The sequence below is a fragment of the Vibrio sp. T9 genome (assembly GCF_003123985.1).
In the GTDB taxonomy this organism is placed as follows: Bacteria; Pseudomonadota; Gammaproteobacteria; order Enterobacterales; family Vibrionaceae; genus Vibrio; species Vibrio diabolicus.
Genome location: NZ_NIGY01000001.1, coordinates 271,598 through 295,641, shown reverse-complemented (window position 1 = coordinate 295,641; position 24,044 = coordinate 271,598). Strand labels below are relative to the sequence as shown.

22 protein-coding genes, 1 pseudogene and 1 riboswitch are annotated in these 24,044 nt (G+C 42.8%); of the genes and pseudogenes, 12 read left to right on the top strand and 11 right to left on the bottom strand.

Annotated elements, in window-relative coordinates:
- Window positions 1-106 precede the first annotated feature (106 nt).
- The 5 genes and pseudogenes from CBX98_RS01305 to CBX98_RS01285 all read left to right on the top strand — a co-directional run bounded on the left by CBX98_RS01305 (window position 107) and on the right by CBX98_RS01285 (window position 2,821).
- The gene (locus CBX98_RS01305) at window positions 107-589 is read left to right on the top strand and encodes a MarR family transcriptional regulator (protein ID WP_005393451.1); all 483 of its coding nucleotides are present in this window, start codon (window positions 107-109) and stop codon (window positions 587-589) included.
- Window positions 590-613: 24 nt separating this feature from the next.
- Window positions 614-966, top strand: a pseudogene (locus CBX98_RS01300) (MmcQ/YjbR family DNA-binding protein).
- A gap of 77 nt (window positions 967-1,043) precedes the next feature.
- Window positions 1,044-1,478, top strand: coding sequence for an Mpo1-like protein (locus CBX98_RS01295; protein ID WP_012841889.1), 435 nt, complete (start codon window positions 1,044-1,046; stop codon window positions 1,476-1,478).
- 208 nt (window positions 1,479-1,686) lie between these two features.
- Window positions 1,687-1,998, top strand: coding sequence for a hypothetical protein (locus CBX98_RS01290; protein WP_005393448.1), 312 nt, complete (start codon window positions 1,687-1,689; stop codon window positions 1,996-1,998).
- A gap of 208 nt (window positions 1,999-2,206) precedes the next feature.
- Window positions 2,207-2,821 (top strand): sugar O-acetyltransferase, encoded by a 615-nt coding sequence (locus CBX98_RS01285; RefSeq protein WP_109168409.1) that lies wholly within the window; start codon window positions 2,207-2,209, stop codon window positions 2,819-2,821.
- A gap of 44 nt (window positions 2,822-2,865) precedes the next feature.
- Here CBX98_RS01285 and CBX98_RS01280 read toward each other — a convergent pair whose 3' ends face one another.
- The 7 genes from CBX98_RS01280 to metA all read right to left on the bottom strand — a co-directional run bounded on the left by CBX98_RS01280 (window position 2,866) and on the right by metA (window position 12,973).
- Complete coding sequence (locus tag CBX98_RS01280) at window positions 2,866-3,957, bottom strand: sulfate ABC transporter permease (protein WP_065646794.1); 1,092 nt, start codon at window positions 3,955-3,957, stop codon at window positions 2,866-2,868.
- A gap of 1 nt (window position 3,958) precedes the next feature.
- Entirely contained in the window at window positions 3,959-4,435 is a 477-nt protein-coding gene (locus tag CBX98_RS01275; protein WP_005393443.1) for a hypothetical protein, read from the bottom strand.
- Between the two features lie 9 nt (window positions 4,436-4,444).
- Entirely contained in the window at window positions 4,445-7,624 is a 3,180-nt protein-coding gene (locus CBX98_RS01270) for a response regulator (RefSeq protein WP_109168408.1), read from the bottom strand.
- 145 nt (window positions 7,625-7,769) lie between these two features.
- Complete coding sequence (locus tag CBX98_RS01265) at window positions 7,770-9,929, bottom strand: GGDEF domain-containing phosphodiesterase (protein WP_109168407.1); 2,160 nt, start codon at window positions 9,927-9,929, stop codon at window positions 7,770-7,772.
- Window positions 9,929-10,858, bottom strand: a complete 930-nt coding sequence (locus tag CBX98_RS01260; RefSeq protein WP_109168406.1) for a phosphate/phosphite/phosphonate ABC transporter substrate-binding protein — start codon at window positions 10,856-10,858, stop codon at window positions 9,929-9,931. The genes CBX98_RS01265 and CBX98_RS01260 overlap by 1 nt, the downstream gene beginning before the upstream one ends.
- Before the next feature lie 269 nt (window positions 10,859-11,127).
- A complete protein-coding gene (gene pilW / locus CBX98_RS01255) occupies window positions 11,128-11,853 on the bottom strand; it encodes a type IV pilus biogenesis/stability protein PilW (RefSeq protein ID WP_109168405.1) in 726 nt (241 codons plus the stop codon).
- A gap of 178 nt (window positions 11,854-12,031) precedes the next feature.
- Window positions 12,032-12,973 (bottom strand): homoserine O-succinyltransferase, encoded by a 942-nt coding sequence (gene metA / locus CBX98_RS01250; protein ID WP_006741610.1) that lies wholly within the window; start codon window positions 12,971-12,973, stop codon window positions 12,032-12,034.
- A 340-nt stretch (window positions 12,974-13,313) separates the two neighbouring features.
- Between metA and CBX98_RS01245 the strand changes: the two genes are divergently transcribed.
- Together CBX98_RS01245 and CBX98_RS01240 are read left to right on the top strand one after the other, a co-directional pair.
- Window positions 13,314-13,700 carry a hypothetical protein gene (locus tag CBX98_RS01245; protein ID WP_047008701.1) on the top strand — a complete coding sequence of 129 codons (387 nt, stop codon included), beginning with the start codon at window positions 13,314-13,316 and terminating at the stop codon, window positions 13,698-13,700.
- A 152-nt stretch (window positions 13,701-13,852) separates the two neighbouring features.
- Window positions 13,853-14,209 (top strand): SMR family transporter, encoded by a 357-nt coding sequence (locus tag CBX98_RS01240; protein ID WP_083612670.1) that lies wholly within the window; start codon window positions 13,853-13,855, stop codon window positions 14,207-14,209.
- A gap of 74 nt (window positions 14,210-14,283) precedes the next feature.
- Here CBX98_RS01240 and CBX98_RS01235 read toward each other — a convergent pair whose 3' ends face one another.
- Window positions 14,284-15,711: an APC family permease gene (locus CBX98_RS01235; RefSeq protein WP_109168404.1), complete on the bottom strand. Its 1,428-nt coding sequence runs from the start codon at window positions 15,709-15,711 to the stop codon at window positions 14,284-14,286.
- A gap of 696 nt (window positions 15,712-16,407) precedes the next feature.
- Here CBX98_RS01235 and CBX98_RS01230 point away from each other — a divergent pair.
- Window positions 16,408-17,358 carry an LpxL/LpxP family Kdo(2)-lipid IV(A) lauroyl/palmitoleoyl acyltransferase gene (locus CBX98_RS01230; RefSeq protein ID WP_109168637.1) on the top strand — a complete coding sequence of 317 codons (951 nt, stop codon included), beginning with the start codon at window positions 16,408-16,410 and terminating at the stop codon, window positions 17,356-17,358.
- 70 nt (window positions 17,359-17,428) lie between these two features.
- Here CBX98_RS01230 and CBX98_RS01225 read toward each other — a convergent pair whose 3' ends face one another.
- Entirely contained in the window at window positions 17,429-18,901 is a 1,473-nt protein-coding gene (locus CBX98_RS01225) for a carboxypeptidase M32 (protein WP_109168403.1), read from the bottom strand.
- A 223-nt stretch (window positions 18,902-19,124) separates the two neighbouring features.
- Here CBX98_RS01225 and CBX98_RS01220 point away from each other — a divergent pair, with 223 nt between their 5' ends.
- Both CBX98_RS01220 and CBX98_RS01215 read left to right on the top strand, forming a co-directional pair.
- Complete coding sequence (locus CBX98_RS01220) at window positions 19,125-19,760, top strand: LysE family translocator (protein ID WP_109168402.1); 636 nt, start codon at window positions 19,125-19,127, stop codon at window positions 19,758-19,760.
- A complete protein-coding gene (locus CBX98_RS01215) occupies window positions 19,760-20,326 on the top strand; it encodes a hypothetical protein (protein WP_005393418.1) in 567 nt (188 codons plus the stop codon). Before CBX98_RS01220 ends, CBX98_RS01215 begins: the two co-directional genes overlap by 1 nt.
- A gap of 114 nt (window positions 20,327-20,440) precedes the next feature.
- On the opposite strand, the gene CBX98_RS01210 is transcribed toward CBX98_RS01215, so the two are convergent.
- Window positions 20,441-21,817 (bottom strand): sodium:alanine symporter family protein, encoded by a 1,377-nt coding sequence (locus CBX98_RS01210; RefSeq protein ID WP_065646787.1) that lies wholly within the window; start codon window positions 21,815-21,817, stop codon window positions 20,441-20,443.
- A gap of 122 nt (window positions 21,818-21,939) precedes the next feature.
- Window positions 21,940-22,039: riboswitch (glycine riboswitch) on the bottom strand.
- 528 nt (window positions 22,040-22,567) lie between these two features.
- Here CBX98_RS01210 and CBX98_RS01205 point away from each other — a divergent pair.
- Window positions 22,568-22,726 (top strand): hypothetical protein, encoded by a 159-nt coding sequence (locus CBX98_RS01205; RefSeq protein WP_005377784.1) that lies wholly within the window; start codon window positions 22,568-22,570, stop codon window positions 22,724-22,726.
- Between the two features lie 31 nt (window positions 22,727-22,757).
- The gene (locus tag CBX98_RS01200; RefSeq protein ID WP_046874891.1) at window positions 22,758-23,492 is read left to right on the top strand and encodes a hypothetical protein; all 735 of its coding nucleotides are present in this window, start codon (window positions 22,758-22,760) and stop codon (window positions 23,490-23,492) included.
- A 91-nt stretch (window positions 23,493-23,583) separates the two neighbouring features.
- On the opposite strand, the gene CBX98_RS01195 is transcribed toward CBX98_RS01200, so the two are convergent.
- Window positions 23,584-23,967, bottom strand: coding sequence for a hypothetical protein (locus CBX98_RS01195; RefSeq protein ID WP_005393414.1), 384 nt, complete (start codon window positions 23,965-23,967; stop codon window positions 23,584-23,586).
- Window positions 23,968-24,044 lie beyond the last annotated feature (77 nt).

Sequence of the window (24,044 nt, the reverse complement as noted above, 5' to 3'; positions counted from 1 at the left end):
AATATCTTTACGTTGAGATAATTAATTGTAAAGATATCGATAAGGTTACTTTTTGTAAAGTATCTTTATGTTAAAATAAAAATTAAATGACGTTTGGAGAGAAACCATGGACGCAATTGATAGAGTGGTAGAGCAGTGGGCTAAGGAGAAGCCAGAGCTCGACACTGAACCGATGGCAATTATGGGTCGGCTAATGCGAATTGCTAAGCACATGGAGTGTCGGGTCGCTGACCTACATAAGAAGTACGATCTTAAGATGGGTGAATTTGATGTGCTGGCGACACTTCGCCGAGCAGGTTCACCATACTGCCTTACTCCCTCGGCGCTAATTGATTCGATGATGCTCACTTCGGGCGCGATGACGAACCGATTAGATAAACTCGAGAAGAAAGGCTTTATTACCAGAACACACAGTAAAGAAGATAGACGCAGTGTCACCGTTGAGTTAACCGAAAAGGGCTTAACCTTAATTGACAAGTTGATCCTAGAGCATGTAGACGTTCAGCAATCGCTGCTACATGGTTTAGAAGGTAATGAGAAAGCGCAGGTTAACCAGGCGTTAAGACTACTATTGCCTTTGTTTGAGTAAAAGATACAGGAAGGGTGGGACGGAATGAGAAGCAAAGAGTTAGAAGGTTATTTAAGTACCTTTATGTGTGCAGGGAGTGATTTCCCATTTGGGCCAGAAGCGCTTGTATACAAAATCAAAGGTAAATGTTTGCGATTATTGCAGAGAGAAACGGTCGGGAGTATGTCAGCGTAAAAGTAAAACCAGAAGATGGAGAAGTCTTAACATCGCAGTTTACGGACATCACTCCTGGTTATCACTTAAATAAGCGTCACTGGATAACGGTTTATTTTAATGGTGATGTGGAAGATGGATTGATTCAGGATTTATGTGAACGCTCTTATACTCTCGTCGTTGCCAAACTACCAAAAGTGCAACGAGCATTGCTTGGTCAGTAATAGCTATTACAGAAAAATTCGCACCTTTTCCATCCTCAAGCTATATAAGAATAAGTAGGCGGAAAAGTAGGAATGATATGCGAGCATTATCTGAATGGCTAAAAGAATATGGGGAGAGCCATCAAAACCCCATCAACCAAAAGATTCACACAATCGCAGTTCCGGGTATTTACCTATCTGTGGTCGGTCTAATTTGGTCAATTCCTCAAATCTCCATCTTGGGTTTCGAGTTTAACTGGGTCTGGATTGCTGTCATACCGGTATGGGTTTTCTATTTTCGTTTGTCTCTCAGCGTCTTTATGATGATGTTAGGGTATACATTAGCGTGCATCGGCCTGATATGGTCTTTGGAGGTATTGGCGCTGCCCGTACTGCATATTTCGATGCTCCTATTCGGTGTACTGTGGATCTTGCAGTTCATTGGTCACAAAATAGAAGGGAAGAAACCGTCTTTTTTCGAAGATTTGCAGTTTCTTCTTATTGGTCCAATTTGGGTGTTCCGAAAACATTAACTCACTCCGTGATTAACAAGCTGATATCTCCCTGTATTGCGCGATCATGCTAGCGTCCATAAAGTCGTAAAATGCGCAGCATGATGTGCAGCTTTCTCATTGCCATGACAAGCATTCGCTTCTAATTCACACTATCATTAGAGTGCAGCTAAAGCCTGTTACTTTGCCTGAATGTTTGTGGCTAGTGACATTGTCACTTGGGGGATGAATGTACGACCGACAACATAAATATGCCTATTGGCGAGAAGAGCGTAAAAAAGGCAAATGGCATTACATCATGAAGTCTTTTTTTATGATTTGTTGCGCACTATTGCTTGGTAAAGTCATTGGTTTATTCATTTTTGGTGAGCTGCACTCCCTGAGTGATATTTTGGAGCAGCTGCCCGCGGATCTTTTTATCATGATGCTAGTGGGCTTCCCGGTTAGTGTTATCGGCTGGTATCACGAGGAGTCGAAGTTTTTCCGAGCGTTACGACGTAAAGAAAAGCGCTTGAAAATGAATCGAGATAAACAAAGCTAACTCTGCATCGATCTTTGTGTTATTTAATCGTCTGATTCACATATTTCTTTCAAGTTATTCGGTATTTTGCGTTAGGCCTCGCAAGCATGTCATTAAACTTATTGTAAAAAACGACATCATGCATTCTGTTAGCCAATCTTGACAGGAACTCGTATTGCGAGGTGTTCCAGCAGCCTGAAGCTACTGGGCAGATAGAACGGAGGATATTATGGATAGTGAATCAATGCTTCATAGTCAGAAAATATATTTTTGTAATGATGAAGCGTTAGTCGAGCAGCAAACACAGTGTTTAGAAGTTCTTTACGATTACAATCAAACTCGGCCTTCTGAATCTGAAAAGCGTACAGAAATATTACGACGTTTGCTCGGCGCTGTTGGTGACAACTGCTATTTTGAGCCGCCACTTCGGGCGAATTGGGGGAGGCATACATACGTTGGTGATAACGTGTATGCAAACTTTAACTTAACCCTAGTCGATGATACGTATATCTACATTGGCAATAGTGTCATGATTGGGCCCAATGTGACACTAGCAACGGCAGGCCACCCGGTTGAACCGGAGCTCAGAAGAGAAGTTGCGCAATTTAATATCCCTATTCATATTGGTGATAATGTATGGATCGGCGCTAACTCAGTGGTATTGCCTGGCGTCAAGATTGGAGAAAACAGCGTAATTGGTGCTGGTAGCGTGGTAACGAAAGATATACCAAGTAATGTTGTTGCGGTAGGGAACCCGTGTCGTGTATTGCGAGAGATAGGCGAACATGACAAAGAATTCTATTACAAAGAGCGTCAAATCACGCACAACATGTATCAACGATAACAAAGGTAAATGCCCATGGTTTATACGATGTCAGTATAGAAAAGTTAAAAAACGAAATTTAACATCAGGGTGTAAAGATTGGCGCTGTTATCTTCTGGTATTGATGAAAACGCGCCAGTATCGTTATTGTGGGCGTTAAACTTTTGCCATTCAGCATTCAGTGACACGTTATAATCTAGGTCGTATCTCACCCCAAACAGATAGCTGTCCCCATTCTTTGTATCACTGCTATTAAACTGTTGGCCGTAAACTATGTAGGGGGTCAATTTATTCACGTTGTAACTCGTTGTTGCGTACCAAGAGGAGGAAATGTTGCTGGTTTGTCCTTCAGCCATTATCACAACGTTATCAAGCTCATACCTTACGCCTAGAGAAAACTGGTCAATCGTATTGCCTTTTTCTTTTAGAACCAAACGGTCAATTAACATGGCTCCTCCTTCAGGTGTGGATTGCTTGGTATTGGAGAGAACCGTAGTTTGGTCATAATCGCCATGTAGATAAGAAAAGTTCAAACGGTAGGCATTTCCGCTGAGTGTTAAGTTTATTCCGGCTGTGTTGTCTGATTCGATCTTCAGTTCAGTATCTTCGTTGAGGGTGACATCACTGCTGTCTTTAAACCCTATAAACGGCATTGCAGTAAGCATGATTTGCTCATTGAGGTCGTGATTCCAGCGAATGGATAAACCATTGTAAGCGGTGATGCCTAATATGCTGTCATACACTTCATTTGGTGGTCGAGCTTGGGTAAAAGCGTGACCGACATAATTATACTCAGACATCAAAAACAGCGGCAGCCTCAATCGTCCCCCACGTATCTCTACATTTTTATAGGTATAAGCTAAATATGCCCACTCTAATTGGGGCGAGCTCCAATGATCTTGCGGACGCTTGACTATCTGTGCGGATGCTCGAAATGCCTTGTAAAAGTAATCAAGCTGCAGGCCGAAGGTTGTGTCACAATCGTAGCAGGCTTCATCATGAATAAAGCGGTTGACGAGAACCGTTGTGGAGTTATCCGACTTAGACCAAGATGTCGAACCAAAACCACTCAAAGACAGGTGATCTGATAACTCAATGGTGGCTAAGCTCGGAAAGGCGACAACACTCAGTGATAACATGGTCAAATATTTTTTCATATTAATCCTCCGAGCTCACCACACACAAAATACGAGCATTTCCAGGCACGCTCGAAGCAGGGGCATAACCAATCCGATTGGGCTTTTCTTGCATCCACGTGATCAGCGCATCAATGCTAGAGTTTGCAATCACTTTGGGTGGCCTCGCTTTGCCTGAAAAAGACAAGCTCGCCCAGTGCGCGTTCATTTGCGCCAAGTTTTTATTGAGAAGGTAGCGATAGAACTCCGCTCTCTCCGCTGATGTCGCTGGCCAGTCAGATAGCTCAATTCTCTGCCCTTGTAAGAGTTGCGTTTTTCCTCTGTACAACTTTCGCGCTTTATTGATGGTTAGGGGCGAGAACTCACTATTAAACGAGAAAACGGCGTAGCTCTCTGCAGCAAGTACTTGACTATCTATGGGTAGAAGGAAAACAACAATGAATAGGTAGCGTTTTATGCAGCGCAAAAGAAAACAGAGGAGAGAAATGTCGCCGCTCATCATCGCTACCTATATCGCATTTTCAATCTGGTACAACAGCTTTTCTCTACGAACAGGCTTGGGTACATAAGCGTCCATGCCTGAATCGAAACAGCGTTGAATGTCATCATCCACAACACTTGCCGTTAGCGCGATGATGGGAGTCTTAGGAAGACCTTTACTTGCTTCATAGGCGCGTATTTGTCGTGAGGCTTCGAACCCATCCATGATCGGCATCATGCAGTCCATCAAAATGATGTCAAACCCACCATCTTTTTGGAACATTTCGACCGCAACCTGTCCGTTTTCGGCCACTTCAAATTGATAACCAGCTTTGGATAAAAGCAGCGAAGCGACTTTTTGATTTACTCTGTTATCTTCGACGAGCAAAATCCGTTCTGAGCGAATAGGCGTCACGGTCGCTTCTGATTGTTCAGCATGCGAGGTTTTTTCAGGAGTGTGAGTGGTGTTTGTTGCCAGTCGCTTTTCATCAGAAGCAATATTGGAAATGCGTAGTCCAATGGCTTTATCTAATTTCTCTTTCAACAAACCCGCTTTAAAAGGTTTGGGCACATAATCATCCATTCCAACATCAAAACACTTTTGAATGTCATCATCGACTACACTTGCTGTTAGCGCGATAATTGGGATTCTGAACGTCCGTTTTTCTTTTGCTTCAATTTGACGGATCATTTTGGTTGCTTCAAACCCATCCATCACAGGCATCATGCAATCCATTAAGATTAAGCAGTATTGATTCTGTTGAAACATATCTACGGCTTCTTCTCCGTTTACGGCGATATCAAAGTCGAAGCCCGCTTTTGTGACGTGTAATCCAGCGATTTTTTGATTGACGGTGTTGTCGTCGACCACCAAAATTTTTGGGAAAGTCTTAGTATTGGGTGTTGTCGTGTTCTCTTTGTTTGCTTGAGGGAAGTTTGCAGCACAAGTTTCAAGTGCTTTTACTAAACGCTGTCCTAAGAGGGGTTGAGTGACCAATGCACTAATGCTGTTACCAAAATCACGTTGAGCACTATGAAGGTGTTTAATAAGACACACTCGAACATTTTGCATGCAAAGTCTTTTCATTTCACCTAGATGTTTGGCTGTGGTATTTGGAGAAGTTTCTACGTTGATAACAACGATGCGCTCGTTATCAATCCACGTTGGCAGAGCATCCAGTGTATTTACTGATTGCTGAACATTGATGTGGAAAAAGCTCAACTCGTCACGCAGCTTTTGCTCCAAAGTAGGGTTGTTGCAAACTATCCATATATCGTTGTGATTAAGGGAGTGATAGCCATTGAACTCTTGAGTCACAATTGGAGCCGTAAGTTCGAAGAAAAATCGGCTACCTTTGCCTTTCTCGGATTCAAGCTGAATCTCACCGCCCATCAACTCTACCAGCTGCGTGCTAATTGCAAGCCCGAGCCCTGTCCCTCCAAACTGTCGGGTGGTGGAGTTATCTTCTTGGGCGAAAGGAGCAAATATCTTCTTTTGTTGCTGCTCATCAATACCGATCCCTGAGTCTTTGACTGAAAACTCGATACTCGCTTCACCATTTTTGATTTCTCTAGTGATGACAGAGAGTTCAACGCTACCTTGTTTGGTGAACTTTACGGCATTGGACATGAAGTTCATCATAATTTGGCGTATACGGTGATCATCCAACATAACGTGATAGGGCGTATTGCGGCTGATGCTGACTTGAACATCGATGCCTTTTTCTTTCGCTTTCGGGGAAATAATAGAAGCAATATCGTAGATGGATTCACGAACGCAGGTTGAATGAGGGCTGATAAGCAACATACCAGATTCAATTTTAGAGAAGTCCAGAACGTCATTTATTAAGCTCAACAGTAATTGCGAGGAGGTTTCTATCGTGTCGACATAATCACGTTGTGTCGCCGTTAGCGGCGTGTCTGACAAAACTTCTGAAATGCCAATAACGCCGTTTAAAGGGGTTCGAATCTCATGAGACATATTCGCCAGAAAGCTACTTTTGGCTTTGCTTGCCTCGATGGCATCATCTTTCGCCTTTTCAGCATCTTCTTTGGCTTGAGTTAACTTTTGTCTTGACTGCTCACGTTCGTAACTCAGTTTTTTTACCTCTTTAGCAAACTTACTGAGTTCATCTTTCCCTTTGGTCAACTCTGTCAGTGGTGAGTTTTCATTGTTGTCCTCTTCGTAAGTGTCTCGACTTAGGAATTCGAGGACTAAATTCAAGTTGCCAGTGACCTTGCGCACTAACCTCAGGGTTAAACTCACGACCAGCAATGTCACGAGGCTCATTAGCGCAATGAAGCCAATGCGGTGCTGTGTTGTTTCACTGATCGTCTTGGTTATATCCTCAACAAGTTGTCGTTCCATCTGGTCATCAACGTTACGTAATAAACTTAAGCGTTTATAAAGCGCAGACAACCCGTCATCTATTTGAGCGGGGGTCAACACGCTAAGGTTTGTTGGCTGCAACAAATTGGTTCGAAATGCTTGGCTTTTAACAAACACATTATCGGTAAAGGTTTCGATGAGGAGGTTGACTTGCTGCTTATTCGCATTAAGTGTGACAAAACGTTCGAACAGCAGTTGTTGGTTCTGGATTAATGATTGGATACTGGCTTGGATAGCTGGATCGTACATCTGCCCCTGTTCTGTGGATTCCACTAAGTATTTGCTGAGTCTATGTTCTTCTGTTGACCAAAACATTAACCACTCAAGCTGCATCAATGAGGAGAGGTGAGTGTTGGTTTCATAACTTACATGGCTGAAGTAGACTCTATCCAAACTCAAAAGAATCTCTTTGAATGTGTCGGCACGCCACTCAGCAGCATCTAACTTATCTTCTGTATTATTGGACGAGAGCATTGACAGTGTTGCTTCTTCGAAATTCGCGAGCTGATTTAATATATCGGCATTGTCACCAAAAACAGGTGAAGCTGTATCTTGTAAAGTTTGAACGAGTTGGCGGGTTTCTTGAGCGTTATTCGCGACCCTTGGATCGCTCGTCAAATAATACAGTGAGGAAACACGATCTATATATTGGGAGAAGAGTTGTGCTTTTTGAAGTTCTTGAGCTTGGATAGAGAGGTTTTGTACATGTTTACCTGCAAGAAGCAATAACAATAAGATTGGTAGTAGGACCAATCCAAAAAGTTTCTGCTTTACAGACAGGTTGTTCCAAGCAAATATCCCGACCACACGCGTTTCCATATCCAAAGAGTTGATATGAAAAGTGTAGTTTACCTATCTCAAATGTTAGATTTTAAGAGGAAATTCATACTTGTGAGATGGCGAAGTGTGACCAATATTGCAGAACGAATCCCCTTTAATTCAATGAACGCGATAAATTATTCAGTTAAGCGTAGTTGCTGGCGGTTGAATCATCTATTGCTTGACGTTGTTGCTCAAACTCTATGATTTCTTCTGCCGGCACCGGTCTACCCAAGAAAAAGCCTTGAACAACGTCGCAGTGAAGTGATTCCATTTTTGTTAGTTGGGTCTGGGTTTCTATGCCTTCAGCTACCACTCTCATTCTTAGGTTATGAGCCATGGATATAATCGCACGGATTAATGAATCATCTTGTTCATTTTTTTGGATTTGAGCGATAAATGAACGGTCAATTTTAAGCCCATCAAACGACATTTGTTGTAGGTAGGCGAGGGCAGAGTACCCAGTTCCAAAATCATCTAGCCACACTTCTACGCCGTTATCTTTTAGTTTTTTGAGCACGTACTGCGCTTTCTCAATATCATCAATAAACAGAGACTCTGTCACTTCAACATGAATGGTTTGAGGAGGGACTTGATATTGTTGTAAATATTTCGAAAAGAGCTGACTTAAATCTTGGCGGTAGATCTGCCTAGGAGACAAATTTAATGCGATATGAAAATCAGCAGCGAAATGATCCGCCCATTGTGCTCGCTGGCTAATTGCTGTCTCGATGAGGTATTCACCAAGCTCTAAAATTAAGTCACTTTGTTCTGCAATCGGGATAAATAATTCTGGGCTAATATAACCCTTCTCCGGATGATTCCACCTAACCAATGCTTCAACACCAATCAACTGGTAGGTGTTGAGGTCGAACTGGGGTTGATACCAAAGCTCGAACTGAGACAAATCACGTATTGAGCGGCGCAGTTCTTTTTCTATGTATAAGCGCTGCTTCACTGTCTCATCAAACGCGGAATCGTATATCGTCATGATATCTTTGCCGCGTCGTTTAGATTCTTGCGCCGCCAGTGAGGAGAGTTGTAAAAGAGACTCTGCGTTTGAGCCAAATTCCGGATACACCGCTACTCCAAGGCTTGCCGTAATTTGAATATCGTTCTCTTCCAAATTAAAAGGAGAAAGCAATTGGCGATGAATATCGTCCGCTTTTTCTCTAGCGTGGAGGCTGTCTTTGCATGGAAAGACCAGCACAAATTCGTCAGCGCCGACTCGGCTTACGATGGTTGAAAGACGGTAAAGAGGCTGGAAGTAACTCGGCAAACGACCTTGAAGTTCTGAGGCGAGATGACCTAGCAATTTATCTCCGATGCTATGCCCGTAGTTATCGTTAATATGTTTAAAGTCATCCAGATCAATAAAAACAACCGCGAGTGAGGGTGATTTGCGGTTCGTTATTTGCTTTTGGATATCAATGAGCAACTTTTCTCGGTTAGGCAGGGAGGTAAGAATGTCGTGATACGCCATGAACTCTACCCGGCTTGTGTATCTGTTCACTTTGTTCGACATTTTGTTATACGCCGAAATAAGATCACCCACTTCATCTTTACTTTTTATATCAGTGATTGGCAGTGCTTGAGTATTTGACTCTGTAAATTGTTCTTTAAGTTGTTTGAGTGGTTTTATTAATGAGCGACCTAAAGCATACGCGATGGCACTTCCGAGCAGAACGGATATCGCACTGATCGTGAGCAGCAAGTTAAACATCTTTTGCTTATCGTTTGAGGTAAGCGCTTGTACTTGCGCAATGTTTTGTTCTTTCTCTTCTAATAGATGTGCTAGGTTCAGTTCAAGATACACAGCGCCCAGTGTGATATTCGATTGCTGAATCGGTGCCGCAATTTCTAATTGATGTTTAGAAAAAGAAATGAGAATTCTAGACTCTTCTATTGCTTTCAAAATAAAGCGAGAACGGTAATGAGGCTGGGCAAACATACTCAGCTGAGTCGTACCGTCGTGAAAGATTAGCCCTTCATTATCAACAACGTGTATCTTCGAGACATCTGGTTGGCTTAATGTTGCTTTAATCTGCTCGTATGCTTGGCTGATATTATCCGTATAGAGTGGGTCAAAAAGTTGCTTTGATAATAACTCTGCGTAAACCAATCCTTTTTGCTTGACGTAAGACTCTGTTTTTTCTTGTGAGTTCTCGGTGATTTGGCGGGTTAAGTTATTTGAGTACGTATCGTAACCATGCATATATAGTGCGAGGTTTATCACTACGACAAACAGGACAACAAAAATGGTCGAGCAAATGTATTTAGTTTCGAGTGAGAGTTTGTGGAACATCAATCCACCTTCGGTAACAAGTGAATAGATGTTCGAACGGTATTTAAGGACGCGGACATTTCTGGCGTTAGAGCGGTGATCTTTTTCGTGTTTTGGAACTGTTTAAGTGCTAGAGCACCTTGCTGAGATGTCTCCATACCGAGCAATATTGACGTGATTTTATGTTGCTGATCTTGGCTTAAGGTCGGAGAGGCGAGAATTAAGTCTCTAGGTATTTCTACCGAGCGAGCGAAAATCGTTAGTTTGTCTTTCATGCTTTCTGGAAGATCTTTAGGGTTGCTCCAATTGAAATTGCTGAACGCTCCTGCTGCGACTCTCTGCTTATACACCCATACTGAAAGGTTGATTTCATTCGATTGAGCCAAGTGCTCGTCAAGGAATAAATATCCAATACTGTCTTTGGCTGGTTTGTCATCGGAGGAGGGGAGGTATTCTAATTTCTCCCCTTGATTAAGCAGTGTAATAGCGGGTAAGTAATAGCTGCTGGTGGATGTACGCTTTTCAAAAACAAGTGTTTTTCCGCGCAGGTCAGAAATCGACTCGATACCACTCTCTTTGTGGGTAAAGAATACCGTATGATATTTTTGTAAACCTTTTTTCCAGCGTATGGCAATGACTTGGCTGCCAGATTCTGCCTCGAGGGTCATTGCATTGAAGGGGGTGGCTGTTGCAATTTGAACGGTGCCATTTTCAAGTGCCACCGCGAGCTGGCGATAATTTTTAAATACTTTTACAGCCCCCTTGGTGTATCCGTATTCAGCCAAACCATTGGTCACGTGCTGCGTAAAAGGCGTCGACTTTTTGATTTTGCTTTGAGCTTTATTGGAAACAATGCCAAACGTGAATGTTTTTTCAATATTTTCTTGTGCACTGACGACAAAAGGCGAACTCAGCAAAGTGAGTGATAACAGAGTGCAGGCAGGTTTCATCCGGCTTCAACTTCCTTCTGGTGCATGTCAGTAATATTTAGCATTTATCAATGCGCCCCAAATCAATAGTAGAAACAGTATGATGTACAAATTTCGTTTTACTAGCGCACTTTTATAATGTGACTTGGTCACTTATTCCGTTCAAATAGTACCGAATTTGAAGTTTATGTACAGGATGAATGTTTCACCGTGGGTTTTAATTCACTGGATTCTTAGTCAAGTTCAGTAGTGTCTGTGAGCGAGTACACCTTCTTTATCATGATGTCGTGTTAAGAAAATATCTCCAATTGCTTTTGATATTTTTTCTCGAGTGCTTCATTACCTGCTGCACGTTCAAGTTGAATCATGAGCTGTAAAGAGGGTTTCTTAACGCCATACATTTGATTAAATCTCATTAATCGAATTCTGGCTTCAGTGTAATTGCCGCTATCAATTTCTAGCTTGGCTAGCTGCAAAATAGACTTTGGCCTATGAGGGTCATGATCAATAGCTCGGGCGAAGTAGTATTTCGCTTTGTCTTTATCTTGTGACTTCAACGCGCAAAATGCGGCGTTTTCATAACTGGCCGGAATGAGATAGTAATAAGGCTGCTCAATGGCTCGATTAAACATTTGATCGGCTTTCTCGAAGTCACCCCGCTTGCAAAGAAAGGTGCCGTAGTTATTGAGCACGTTACCGTTTTTGGTGTGTTGGCGTAGAGAGCGTTTATACATTTGCTCGGCTTTAGCATCTTCACCAACCGTTTCATAGTAGTGAGCCATCGATAACTGAGCACGATAGTATTGAGGTGCGTGGGTTAAGGCTTGTTGCAAGTTATCATGCGCGCGAATCATATTGCCGCCTTCTAAATAACCTAGGCCAAGTGCGATACGTGATTCTGCCATTGCTACAGGATCGGCTTTAACGACAGGACTACCATCTTCTTTCACCGTCACGCAGCCCACAAGTGCAAACTGAGAGATTAATAGTAGTGCACCGAGCTTTGTTGTTTTCATTCTTTGTCCCTACATCCCTGAATCTCCCAGCATGATATGAATTACGTAGCAAAAGCCTATGGAGGAAAAAACACTATGCGATCAGGTTTGCAAACTGGTATGAAAAAGCCGCCATATGGCGGCTTGGTTCACATATTACATTTAGGCATCATAAGCGCTTTGTTTGCGTGCTTTGAGGTTAATCGTCTTTAGTAAAAGCGTCTTCACTGAAGTGATCAAGATCATAAGGTGTTTGCTGGTAAACGCAGTAGTTCAGCCAGTTTAAAAAGAGGAGATGTCCATGACTTCTCCAACTGGCAATTGGTGGATTATCAGGATTGTTGTTTGGATAGTAGTTGACGGGAATGGCTGGTTCCATGCCTTCGCTTAAATCGCGGATATATTCGTTATGTAAGGTATGCGAATCGTATTCAGGATGCCCAGTAACAAACACATTTCTCTTGTCTTTTGTTGTAGCTAAATAAACACCTGCAACATCCGATGTGGCTAGGATGTCTAAGTCGGTATGTTCTTCTAAAAAGTGAGGTGAAAAGTCGGCATAGCGTGAATGAGGCGCTAAAAATGTGTCATCAAACCCACGTAACATAGGATGGAATTGATGATGAATCTGGTGATGGTACACGCCTGAAAGTTTCTCTTTACGCGTTTTTTTAGGTAGATCGTAGAGCAACTTCAGCCCTGCTTGTGCTGCCCAGCAGACATAAAGAGTCGATGTCACATGATCTTTTGCCCATTCCATGATGGTTTTTAGGTGGTCCCAATAAATGACATCTTCAAATTGAACCAAACCTAGTGGGGCACCAGTAATGATCATGCCATCGAAATTTTTATCTCTCACCATTTCAAATTGACGATAAAAAGTATCCAAATGTTCGGTTGGCGTATTTTTGCTTGGGCGGTTATCAATGCGTAACAACTCGACATTGACTTGTAATGGGCTGTTTGAGAGTAGACGCAAAAACTGAGTTTCAGTTTCTATTTTTTTGGGCATCAGATTCAGGATCAGCACTCGTAAAGGACGTATTTCCTGACTCGCAGCACGCGTTTCACTCATTACGAAGATGTTCTCTGTCCTTAGCACATCGGTAGCTGGTAGTTGATCTGGAATTCTAATTGGCACGACTTTCTCTCCCTAAGTATAGTCAATCTAGACGTCTATACTTCTAAAGCTAACTTAATTAAGTTTAGATGTCGATACGAAATATGACTTTTCAATCTACTCTTTACATTATGGTAAACCGAGCTCGAAGCTGTCACACAATTGTGACTAGAGCGGAGTTTCTGATGAGATATGTTTGAAACGCTGGTCGTACTATTTGCTGGTAATTATGTGATCACGTTAATATGCGAAAGTGACTTCGTTGTAAGGAAGTCTCAGATTAATGAGCCATACTAAAAACAATCAGCTCACCAATATGCATTAAAGTGTGTATTTGGAAACATCGTCAGTGGAGGACATTATGTTCGGTATTTTTAAAAGAAAGACAAAAATTCAGAGCATCGCTCAAGAGGTTCCTAGCGTACTATTGCGCTTGTTTGGCGATAAAGACACTTATACGCCGAAAGAAATTGATCAAGCCCTTCAAGAGCTTGGTTATGATAAGAGTAAGGATCTAAGTCATTATCAGTATGCCTATGGAATGTTTGCCAATGAAGCTTCTTACGAGCAGCTAGGGCTGACGGATGAGTTAGGTAATTATGGTCACTTTCAACGAGAAGTGGGCAAGATGCTGCTCAATACACCAGAGCCAATTGATATGCACATCTACTTTGAAATTGCTCGGCAGCACCAAAAAGCAGGCCTGTCGCTTACTCATCAAGAAGTGAGTGAAAGCGATGGCGTGTGAATGTCTCTATATTCAAGTGATCACGCTGTGAATCCTGCATTTTGAAGCCGCTTGAGTAAGAGGTATTCCATCGAGAGATGAGTTGGGTATAATGCGCGACCTAATTATCCGGACGTGTTGTCGGTTACATTTCTGTTGAGCGTTAATGCCTTATGTTCAAAATGCTTGTCTCTATGCCGCCAATGTTGGCGCTGTCGATCGCGATTGTATGTGAAGTGATTGCCACTTCCTATATTCCCAAAACAGAGCAATTTACGAAAATGATGCCTAGCACAGTCGTTCTGATTGGTTACGGCATTGCTTTCTTCTTGCTTTCCGTCACGGTAAAAACGATGCCTGTTGGGGTTGTTTACGCCATATGGAGTGGAGCGGGTATTGTTTTAGTTGCTACGGTTGGCTACTTTGTTTATGGACAGCGGCTAGATTTGCCTGCGATTGTTGGTATTGGGTTTATCCTCACTGGTGTGATGATCGTGAATCTGTTATCCAAGACTGTAGGACACGGATAACCAACACTACTTGTGATGCCAAATAAAAAGCCGTAGCGAGAAATTGCTGCGGCTTTTTAATGTCAATCCAATAGTTAACTTACTAGTACCTCAAGCATTTTGCTTTGTTGACAATGTTTTCGATTGCGATACATCACGGCGGCGAACGCTGGGAGGCTAAATGTGATAAATCCTAATATCAGTGCATATGCACCAGTTTTTGCGCTAATTCTTGCTGGTACGTCAAAAGATACAACAATCGTCACCAAGCAACTCATCAAGCCTAATCCTGCCACTAAACACATTCCTATTTTTCCGCCCGCAATTCGAAATGGGCGCTCAATATTTGCGTGTTTGTAGCGTGAGACCAAAAAGCTAACAAAAATACAGATGTACATCACCATATAGAGCTGAGTCATCAGGATATTCAATAGCCACATGCCTTGATTGACGTTTGGAACAAAAATGAAAACCAAAGAGAGCACGCTAACAATCGCGCCTTGCAAGAGCAACAATGAGACGGGGGCTTGGTTGCGGTTTTCTTTGGCGAGCGACATCGGCATGAAACTATCTTTTGCGGCAACATGCAGACTTTTAGTTGGGGCGATTATCCAGTTATTCAGGCTTGCAAGCGTGCCAAAAACAATAGCAAGGGCAATGACAGGCAGCAGGAATGAGAGGTGCAGATCATCAAAAAAAGTTTTGAAGGCAAGTATCACTCCTTCACTCAAACTAGAATGGTCACTTGAGACGACCGAAGAAATAGACAGTGAGCACGCCGTCAGAGAAACCAAGATTAAGGTTGTGGAGATCAGCAGAGCTTTGGGATAGGCTTTTTGCGGATTTTCTACTTCGCTTGCATAAGAGGTCGTGATTTCAAGGCCTGTAAGTGACAGAACTACCGCAGTAAAACCAGCTCCGATCCCATCTTGAGAAAGGTCCGGCAACCAGTCAGATACGTGGCGAAGCGAGATATGAGACTCACCAGGATGGGTATACGCCCAGTACCCGCCTAATCCGATAATCAATAGAATCGGAAATATCAAACCTAGGGTGCCGAATACATTTGTAATCAGGGAAGAGAGGCGCAAGCCAAAGATATTAACTAAAGTTAACGCCCAAAAAATCACATTAATCATCACCAACATAAACATGTTGTTTTGCGCCAGGTCTGGGAAAAAAGGGTAGGCCCCCGTTGCAACAATGAATGAAATTAACGGTGGATAGTAAACAATATTTTCAGCGTATTGATACCACACGGTGGCAAAGCCAAAGTTTGGCCCTAGTGTTTCTTTGCCCCAAAGATATACACCACCTTGCTTTGGATAAGTGGTACTTAGCTCAGCACACACTAGCGCTGTAGGGACAAAAAAACAGAGTCCAGCAAGTAAGAAGAAAGAAATGGCATGGCTACCAAACAAAGCCGCCCCAGGAATGTTCCTTATGCTGTCGACCGAAGTTACGGTAATCATGATGATAGAGAAAACACTCAATTTAACGGCGGATTTAACGATATTGCTCATTCGATACCTTTAATGGATGAGCGCACAACTTCTAGGTTGTAAAAGTAGCGTGCTACAAGTAAGACTCGCGTATTGTAGATTCCTCATAAATAGTGGGTATATAGCGAAAAACGGTATGTATTTATCCGAAAATGAGCTGAAAACAACACGCTTTATTTCCATGGGATATAAACGAGTGATATGTCGGATAAATAAACACTTATAGCGATAAATTAGAACCTTTAGGTAAAGGTTTGACTTTCCCCTAAGGTCAAGGAGTACATTAATGCCATATCGAAATGAAACGATGGAGAAACACAATGGGATGCTGTAACCAAGCGCCAAAAGGTGGCACCGGAAAGTTGTCTTACTTATTCAGGGTAATGGTTATCATGTTTATTGTTATTTTCATGGTAGCTGCATTATGGGGTTAAAAAAACACCATTATCTAGCGCATTGAAAACACAAAGTTATGTTTGTCCAAACTTTATGAAAGTGTGGTAGATTAATCACTCCAATCGATGTTAACGTGGTGATTCATCTTTGCTGCTTTTTCATCCCCCTACATATTTCTGCAAAGTTCTTATTGTGTAGTGTGTCGAAGAACCATAGAATCCGCGCGCTTTAATTTATGTTATTAGCGCTATCAATGATAAAAGTGCAGTCCATTATCATTGTTTTTATCACTTATAGATGGGCACATCTGACAATACTCACATGAATAAATACCAAAAGCCTGAGTTCAAGGCTGAATTTCTTTTGCCTCGTTACTGGGGAACCTTAATTATCATCAGCGTGATGTACTTACTCAGTCTCCTTCCTTTCAAAGTTCAGTTAGCATTAGGACGTGGCATTGGCCGTTTAGCCATGCGAATCATGAAAAAACGTCAAGTTACGATTAGACGCAATCTTGAGCTTTGCTTTCCTCAGATGGAAGAATGCCAACGCGAAGCAATTTTAAAAGACAATATCGACAATACAGGTATTGCGCTATTTGAGACCGCGATGGCATGGTTTTGGCCTGATAAACGGGTAAACAAACACGTTACGATAAAAGGAATGGAGCACCTCGAGGCTTTAGAAAAATCAGGCAAGGGGGCATTAATGTTGGCCGTACACTCGATGAACTTAGAGTTAGGTGCTCGTGCTTTTGGCATTAAAAAGTCTGGCACTGGTGTTTATCGCCCAAACAACAATCCGTGTTTTGATTACTTTCAATACAAGGGGCGTTCTCGCTCTAATCGTACGCTTATTGACCGCAAGAACGTTAAAGCCATGCTTGAAGCGCTTAGAACGGGTGAGCGGGTCTGGTATGCACCGGATCATGATTATGGAAACCGACGCTCAACGTTTGCGCCATTATTTGCCGTTAAAAATGCTTGCACGACGACAGGTACAAGTCTGCTGGTTGATTCGACAGATTGTGCCATCGTGCCTTTTACGATGGTAAGAGGAAAAGACGGACACTATACCTTGACGATTAGTGCGCCAGTCGACGGTTTCCCGAAAGAAGATCCTCAAGGTGCGGCAGTTTTCGTGAATAAGATAGTTGAAACGTCAATCATGACAAGTCCGAGTCAATATATGTGGCTTCACCGTCGGTTTAAAACCAGACCTGAAGGCGAGGATTGTTTGTACAAGCCAAGGCTTATCCCTAGCTTGGCATAGTATAGAAAGAGCCTAAAAAAGCCCAAGGAACATACGAACCTTGGGCTTTTACGTTCTATTCTTTTTCTATTTACAGGTAGCGGCCTTTTAGGTGCGCTTGGAAGTGCTTAGCATTTAGTGTTTCACCCGTTGCGTCTCTTACGAGATCATCTGTTGTTAATACGCTGCCTTTACTCCAGATGTTCTTCGACAGCCAATCGAATATCGGCGTCAGATCGCCAGAGCGAATAACCGCGTCCACATCTACCGTTTGCTTCATTGCGGCCATGAATTGGGCTGCGTACATCGCACCGAGAGTGTAGGATGGGAAATATCCAAAACTTCCATCCGTCCAGTGAATGTCCTGCATACAACCGTTTTTGAAATTCCCTTCCGTTGAGAGCCCCAAATACGCTTTCATTTTTTCGTTCCAGAGCTCTGGTACGTCTGTATGCTTGATGGCACCGTTCATAAGATCACGTTCAATCTCATATCGAAGAATAACGTGGGCAGGGTATGTTAATTCGTCCGCATCTACGCGAATAAAGCCTTTCTCTACGCGAGTGTAGATTTTGGCTAGATTGTCTTTTTCAAATTCATCCCCAGAAAAATGCTTGGAAGCCATGTGAGCAAGGTGGTCGATAAATGCGTTGTTTCGTCCTATTTGCATTTCAAAGAAGAGCGACTGTGACTCATGAATTCCCATAGAGCGGGCTTGACCAGCTGGTGTTCCTGCTAAATCTTTTGGTAGCCCTTGCTCGTATCTGGCATGGCCAGTTTCGTGGACGATCCCCATCAATGATTGGACAAACTCGCTTTCATCATAACGTGTTGTAATACGCACATCTGTTGGCACACCGCCACAAAATGGGTGGACACTTTCATCAAGCCGACCGTGTTCAAAATCGAATTGAAGTAGCTTCATGACTTCCAGTCCCAGCGCTTTTTGTTTTTCCGCAGGGTAGTGCGCAGTTGGCAATAAGATGTTGTCTGATTGCTGTTTTTCAAGCGCTTCGTCTATCAAGGAAGGTAGCCACGTTTTTACGTCAGCAAAAAGCGTGTCTAACGATGCAGACGTTGTGCCTGGTTCATAAATATCAAGCATGGCATCGTAAGGCGTTGTGCCGTTTGCTTCGGCTCTAATTTGCGCTTCTTCTTGCGATAGTTTGACGACTTCTGCCCAGTTCTTTTCAAAGCCAGACCAGTCATTTTCTCCGCGTTGCGTACGCCATGCATGTTCACATTTGGAGCCAGCAAGAGATTGAGCTTGAACTAATGATTCTGGTAGCAAGTTAGCTTGTTGCCATTCACGTTTCATTTCTCGTAGGATGGACTTTTCACTTGCAGATAGCGTCTCTTCTTCTGCCTGAGCGAAAAGCTCGCCCAAGTGTGGCTGAGTCATCAATGAGTGGATGTGTACATCAAGTTCTGCCATAGCATTGGAGCGCGCTTCAGCGCCACCAGATGGCATGACCGCTGCTTGGTCCCAACCTATGATGGCAGAGAGGTGCTCAAAATTTGCCACTTTTTTGGAATGTTCAATGAGTTTTGTAAATGCTTTCATGTGACTACTCTTATTCTTTTGTTCTTTCCCTAAACACCCGATAACGGGTCCTTTACGTCGAGTTGCACGAAACAACCTGTGTTAATTTACTAATAATTAACAATTAATCGTCACTCATTGTCCATAAATTCACTCAGTTGTATAGCTCTCTTAAAAAAGAAGCTTGCGAATCTCGTGGATTGACGGTATTGATGACGGATTAACAATTAATTATCACGATAATATGGATATCTTGAATTTTGAGGCATTTATTATTGCCATCACTATTTTAACGCTAACGCCGGGTTTAGATACGGCCCTTGTTATTCGTAATACCAGTCGCGCGGGTTTAAAAGACGGATGTACAACCAGTTTAGGGATTTGCTTTGGCTTATTTGTGCATGCTTTCTTTTCAGCGGTTGGAATTTCGGCCATTCTGGCGCAATCTGCAGAGTTGTTCCAAATCGTAAAAATGATTGGTGCAGCTTATCTTATTTGGCTTGGTCTGAGCAGTTTAAAAGCCCTAATGTCGTCGAAGAATGGTTTGCCAGTGACTGAGCAGGTTCATGAAGTGTTTAATGGCAAACGCTCTTTTAGAGAGGGCTTTCTTTCTAACGTCTTGAACCCAAAAACGGCAGTTTTCTACTTGGCGTTCTTGCCACAGTTTGTGAATCCAGAAGGTTCTCCTTTGCTTCAATCAATGATGATGGCATCCGTGCACTTTATTATTGCGATGGTTTGGCAGTGTGGTTTGGCTGGCGCACTTAACTCAGCTAAGAGCCTGTTAAAGAATGCAAGCTTTATGAAGTGGATGGAAGGGGCGACGGGCGCTGTCTTAGTCGCACTTGGCGTAAAGTTATTGATTGAAAAGCCCGTGTAATGCGCAATATTTACCACCTTTTGATATTGCTCGTTGTGTTTATTACTGGCGTGGTTGGTGCCATTGTTTGGCAGACATGGCCACAGGTACAGTTTGCGCAACGTGGCATGACCTGGTCTTGGCACTGGGGCTATTTCGAGCCATTTTCCAATGGAATACAACAGACGCGAACTCAAGATACGAAACAGCTATTACTTCGACGTGTGTATATGAATGACGGTATTGTCGTTTTTGTCTCGACAACAATGGACAATAAATTTGAAGTTGATGTTGTAAAAGAGCAAAGCTGCGAACCTAAAACGACAACTTGGGCTTCAGTATCCGTCAACCATCAACGCATGAGACATGTGCCGATGGTTTGTGATGCACTGGGGCAGAGCTACTTTTATCGCTACATCGGGAAGCATCTTGAATCGATTGAAGTTGGGGTTGGAGATTCGTTCGTAACAGAGGCGTTTTCAGACTGGCCGCTATCAGAGCTGAAGTCGGATCAATTCAAGCAAAAAAATGCGAAGTTTTTTCAAGAACGTGGAGAAAAGGTTGAGCATCAATGGTTGAGAGATTAACCGCTTAACTTAAGATAAAATAAAGCCCGCTGAATACCAGCGGGCTTTATGTTTTTACCATTTCCAATTTACTTTCAGCGATTGACGGTTCATTACTGAACACTTGTCATGTCACTAAGCTTTTACTGCTTCAATTTCATCAGATTGCGATGCTGAGCTAAAGAACAGTTTGGTTTCTGCCAGCACGACGTGACGCAGTGCGATCAAACCGATAAGGTTAGGAATCGCCATCAGACCATTTACGATATCGGCGAGTAGCCAAATCATGTCTAGATGGAGGAACGCGCCTGATGCCACCAAACCAACGAAAATCAGCTTATAAGGAAGCACCGCTTTTGTACCAAAGAGGAACACAACGCAACGCTCACCGTAGTAGTTCCATCCAAGAATGGTTGTGAATGCAAAAAACATCAAACCAATTGAAACCAGCATTGGACCAAATGTATCCGCATTCAAACCTACCGCAAAGGCATGAGTCGTCATTGCTGCACCAGAAAAGTCGCTTTGCCATGCGCCAGTAAGGATCAAGGCTAGGCCCGTCATGGTACAAATAATGATGGTATCAAAGAAGGTACCTGTCATTGAAATCAGGCCTTGTTTCACACAAGAGTCTGTTTTCGCTGCCGCTGCTGCCATAGGCGCGCTACCCAAACCAGATTCGTTTGAGAATACGCCACGAGCGATACCTGATTGGATTGCCAGCATGATACTTGCACCTAAGAAACCGCCAGTCGCTGCTGTTGATGTAAATGCTGAGACCAACACTAATTCAACGGCGTTGACTAATTGGTCTGCATTCATGATGATCACGCTTAGACACGCCAACACATAAAATACAGCCATGGTAGGAACCACTTTTCCTGCAACGTTAGCAATGGATTTGATACCACCCAAAGTCACGAAAGCAACCAAAAGAGTCAGTACAAAGGCAGAGAGCTCACGGTCAACACCGAGAGATATCTCACTTGCATCCAGAATCGCGTTTACTTGTGGAAACGTACCAATACCAAAACAAGCAACACCCAAAGCAAACACTGCAAACATGATCGCGAGGGCTTTTGAGCCAACACCGTATTGCAGATAGTACATCGGGCCACCAATCATTTGGCCTTTATCATCGACTCTTCGGTATTTAACCGCTAACAAACATTCGGCGTATTTAGTCGCCATTCCGAAAAGGGCGGCGAGCCACATCCAGAATAGGGCACCTGGTCCACCAAGTTTGATCGCGGTGGCAACACCAACAATGTTACCAGTACCAATCGTTGCAGAGAGCGCAGTACAAAGTGCTGCAAAGCTAGAAACGTCACCTTGTTTATCAGATGACTTATCTTTACTGAATACCATCGCTAGCGCTGTTGGGAGATGTTTAAACTGGATCAAGCCGAGGCTAAAAGTGAAGTAAACACCGGTACCCACTAGCAAAATAAGCAGTGGTGGACCCCAGACAAAATTATCGATGGTTTGTAGTAAAGATTGTAGGTCGTTCATGATTTCCCCTTAATAAAACAACTAATAAGGAGAAGAGGGAAAGGACGAGATCAACGATCTCTAAAAGAACTAAGCTATTGGTTGTAGGCGGGAAGGCCAAGCAAAATAGTTAGGTTGTAACTTTCCACTCCTCTGTCCTTTTGCCTGAGAGTTTCACCTTGCGTGAGTGCAAGACTTGCTCCTTCGGCGACCGATTTAACGGTTCTCTCCAGAGGTTCCTCCAACTACAGTCCCCGCTACCTAGGTAGCACCTGAAATAGTTAATTCTTCGGCGAGTTATGCTAATCAAATGTTAAAATTTGATTAATAACCACTCTCCTGCAGTCTTCATCGGAACAATTACTCAATTAAATGAGTAAAGGTTAGTTAATGATGCTGGTCATCATTAACGTGTGAACTCTATCATGTTTTTGGTCCATTTCAACACCCTATGTCAATTTATTTTCAACGAAATAACCCCACTTATTTTCACGAAGCTATGTTTACCAAGTTTTTTGTGTGAGCAACTGCATAAACAAAACTCATTGGGCTAGGGAATAGAACCAAGAACACACTTCAGAACGATAAATGTGTTTCGATTATTACGACATAAGTTATTCAATTAAGGACACAAATTTGATTAAAATCGGAGCACTTATTTTAAAATCTACGCTAAGTTGACCTTATGGGGCGTATAAATGAGTTACAATAAATCTTTGTGAAACCGTCTATGGACCTAGGCAGTTTTTCATGAGTGGACAAGGAGGCGGTATGACCAGATTATTAGCCATTGCGGTGTTGATTGCAGTAGCATTTGTGCTGTTTCGTTATCGAACCAATGAAAAAGTCCAAAAAGCGACCGTTATAACATTAATTGGCGCCTTTCTGATTTATACAGCATCGATTATGTTTGCGGAATTGATCCGCTAGCAAAGTAAAAGAGTCCTTGGAGTAGTATACGGTGAGTTCTCAGAACAAAATGGAAGAACAAGACGACGTTGTTGTCATTGAAGAGCGTGACAAACGTACTCATATCTATATCGCGATTGCTGCGGTATTAGGCTTAGCATTTGGTGGCCTTGTTGGATCGATTGTCACTGCGAACAAGTGGGAATCGACTTATCATGTGCTAGAAGAAAAATACCAAGCGTTGACGCAAGATAAAACGCAGTTGGTGTCTCAAGTAAAAGTGCGCGAAGAAGCGCTCGACCAAGAAATACAAGATAAAGTCACTGAACTGCTCGCAGCGAAAGATGAAGCGCACGAGAAAGCGCTTAAGAAGTTACAAAAGCAATTGACTGAGGTCGAGAAAGTTAACCTGTCGCTAGAGTCTCAATTGAAACAACAGGCAGATAAGATCAATACGACAAAATCAGAAAATGAGAAGCTGAGTCGTCAAGCGGATATGCAAGCGACTATCTTTGAACGATCGCGCGAGGTGTTTCAAAAAGAGCTGAAAATTTCGCAAGAATTGGAGTCCCTAGAGAAAGAAAGGGCGAAATTATTGCCTAAGATCGAGAAACTCAAAAAAGAGTGTGATGTATTTTTGGAAGGTAAATCTTGGGACGTGAAATCGGACGCGTGTGATAAACACGATGAAGCCAATTCACGACTAAGTCAGGTCGATCAAATGATTGAAGTTTATAAAATGGATCTCAAGCAAATCAAAGCAATAACTGAAGATATCGGCCTCTAGATCTTTTATACCTGATTTTGGAAAGTAAAAGGAGCTCTTTAAGAGCTCCTTTTTCGTTGCTAGCTTTAAACTCGGGAGCTAACGTTTATTCTTAGATACGCGAGGCGTCATAGCCTGAAGCAAGCAGCAATTCTCGCTCATGTTTAATCAGTTGGGCGCGATCTTCAATCAGCTCATTGAGAGCTAGTGAGGGCTTGCCTGCTAAAGCCTTGAACGACTCAAAAGATTCCGCGGTGTCGATTTTATCAATCATCTGACTGATGACATTACGAGCCTCACACGGGTTACTCGTAGTGGTAAAGTATTCCACTTGCTTTGCTGCCGATTTCATCTCTGTCAACAGCTCAAGTGGGCTGCTCTCTTTTGCTACCGCCATGTAGTTATCCAGCACGCGCTTTGCGTAAAGCAGTTCTTTGAGGGGGATATCTCTTCCACTCTCGATTAGAGATTCGCTAAGGATCATACTTGAGCTCATGGGCATTCCTTCTTATATACAACGCAGCTTTTGATGTTTCCCTGAGTCTAATTTATTGAAGTCACATTGGGAATGGG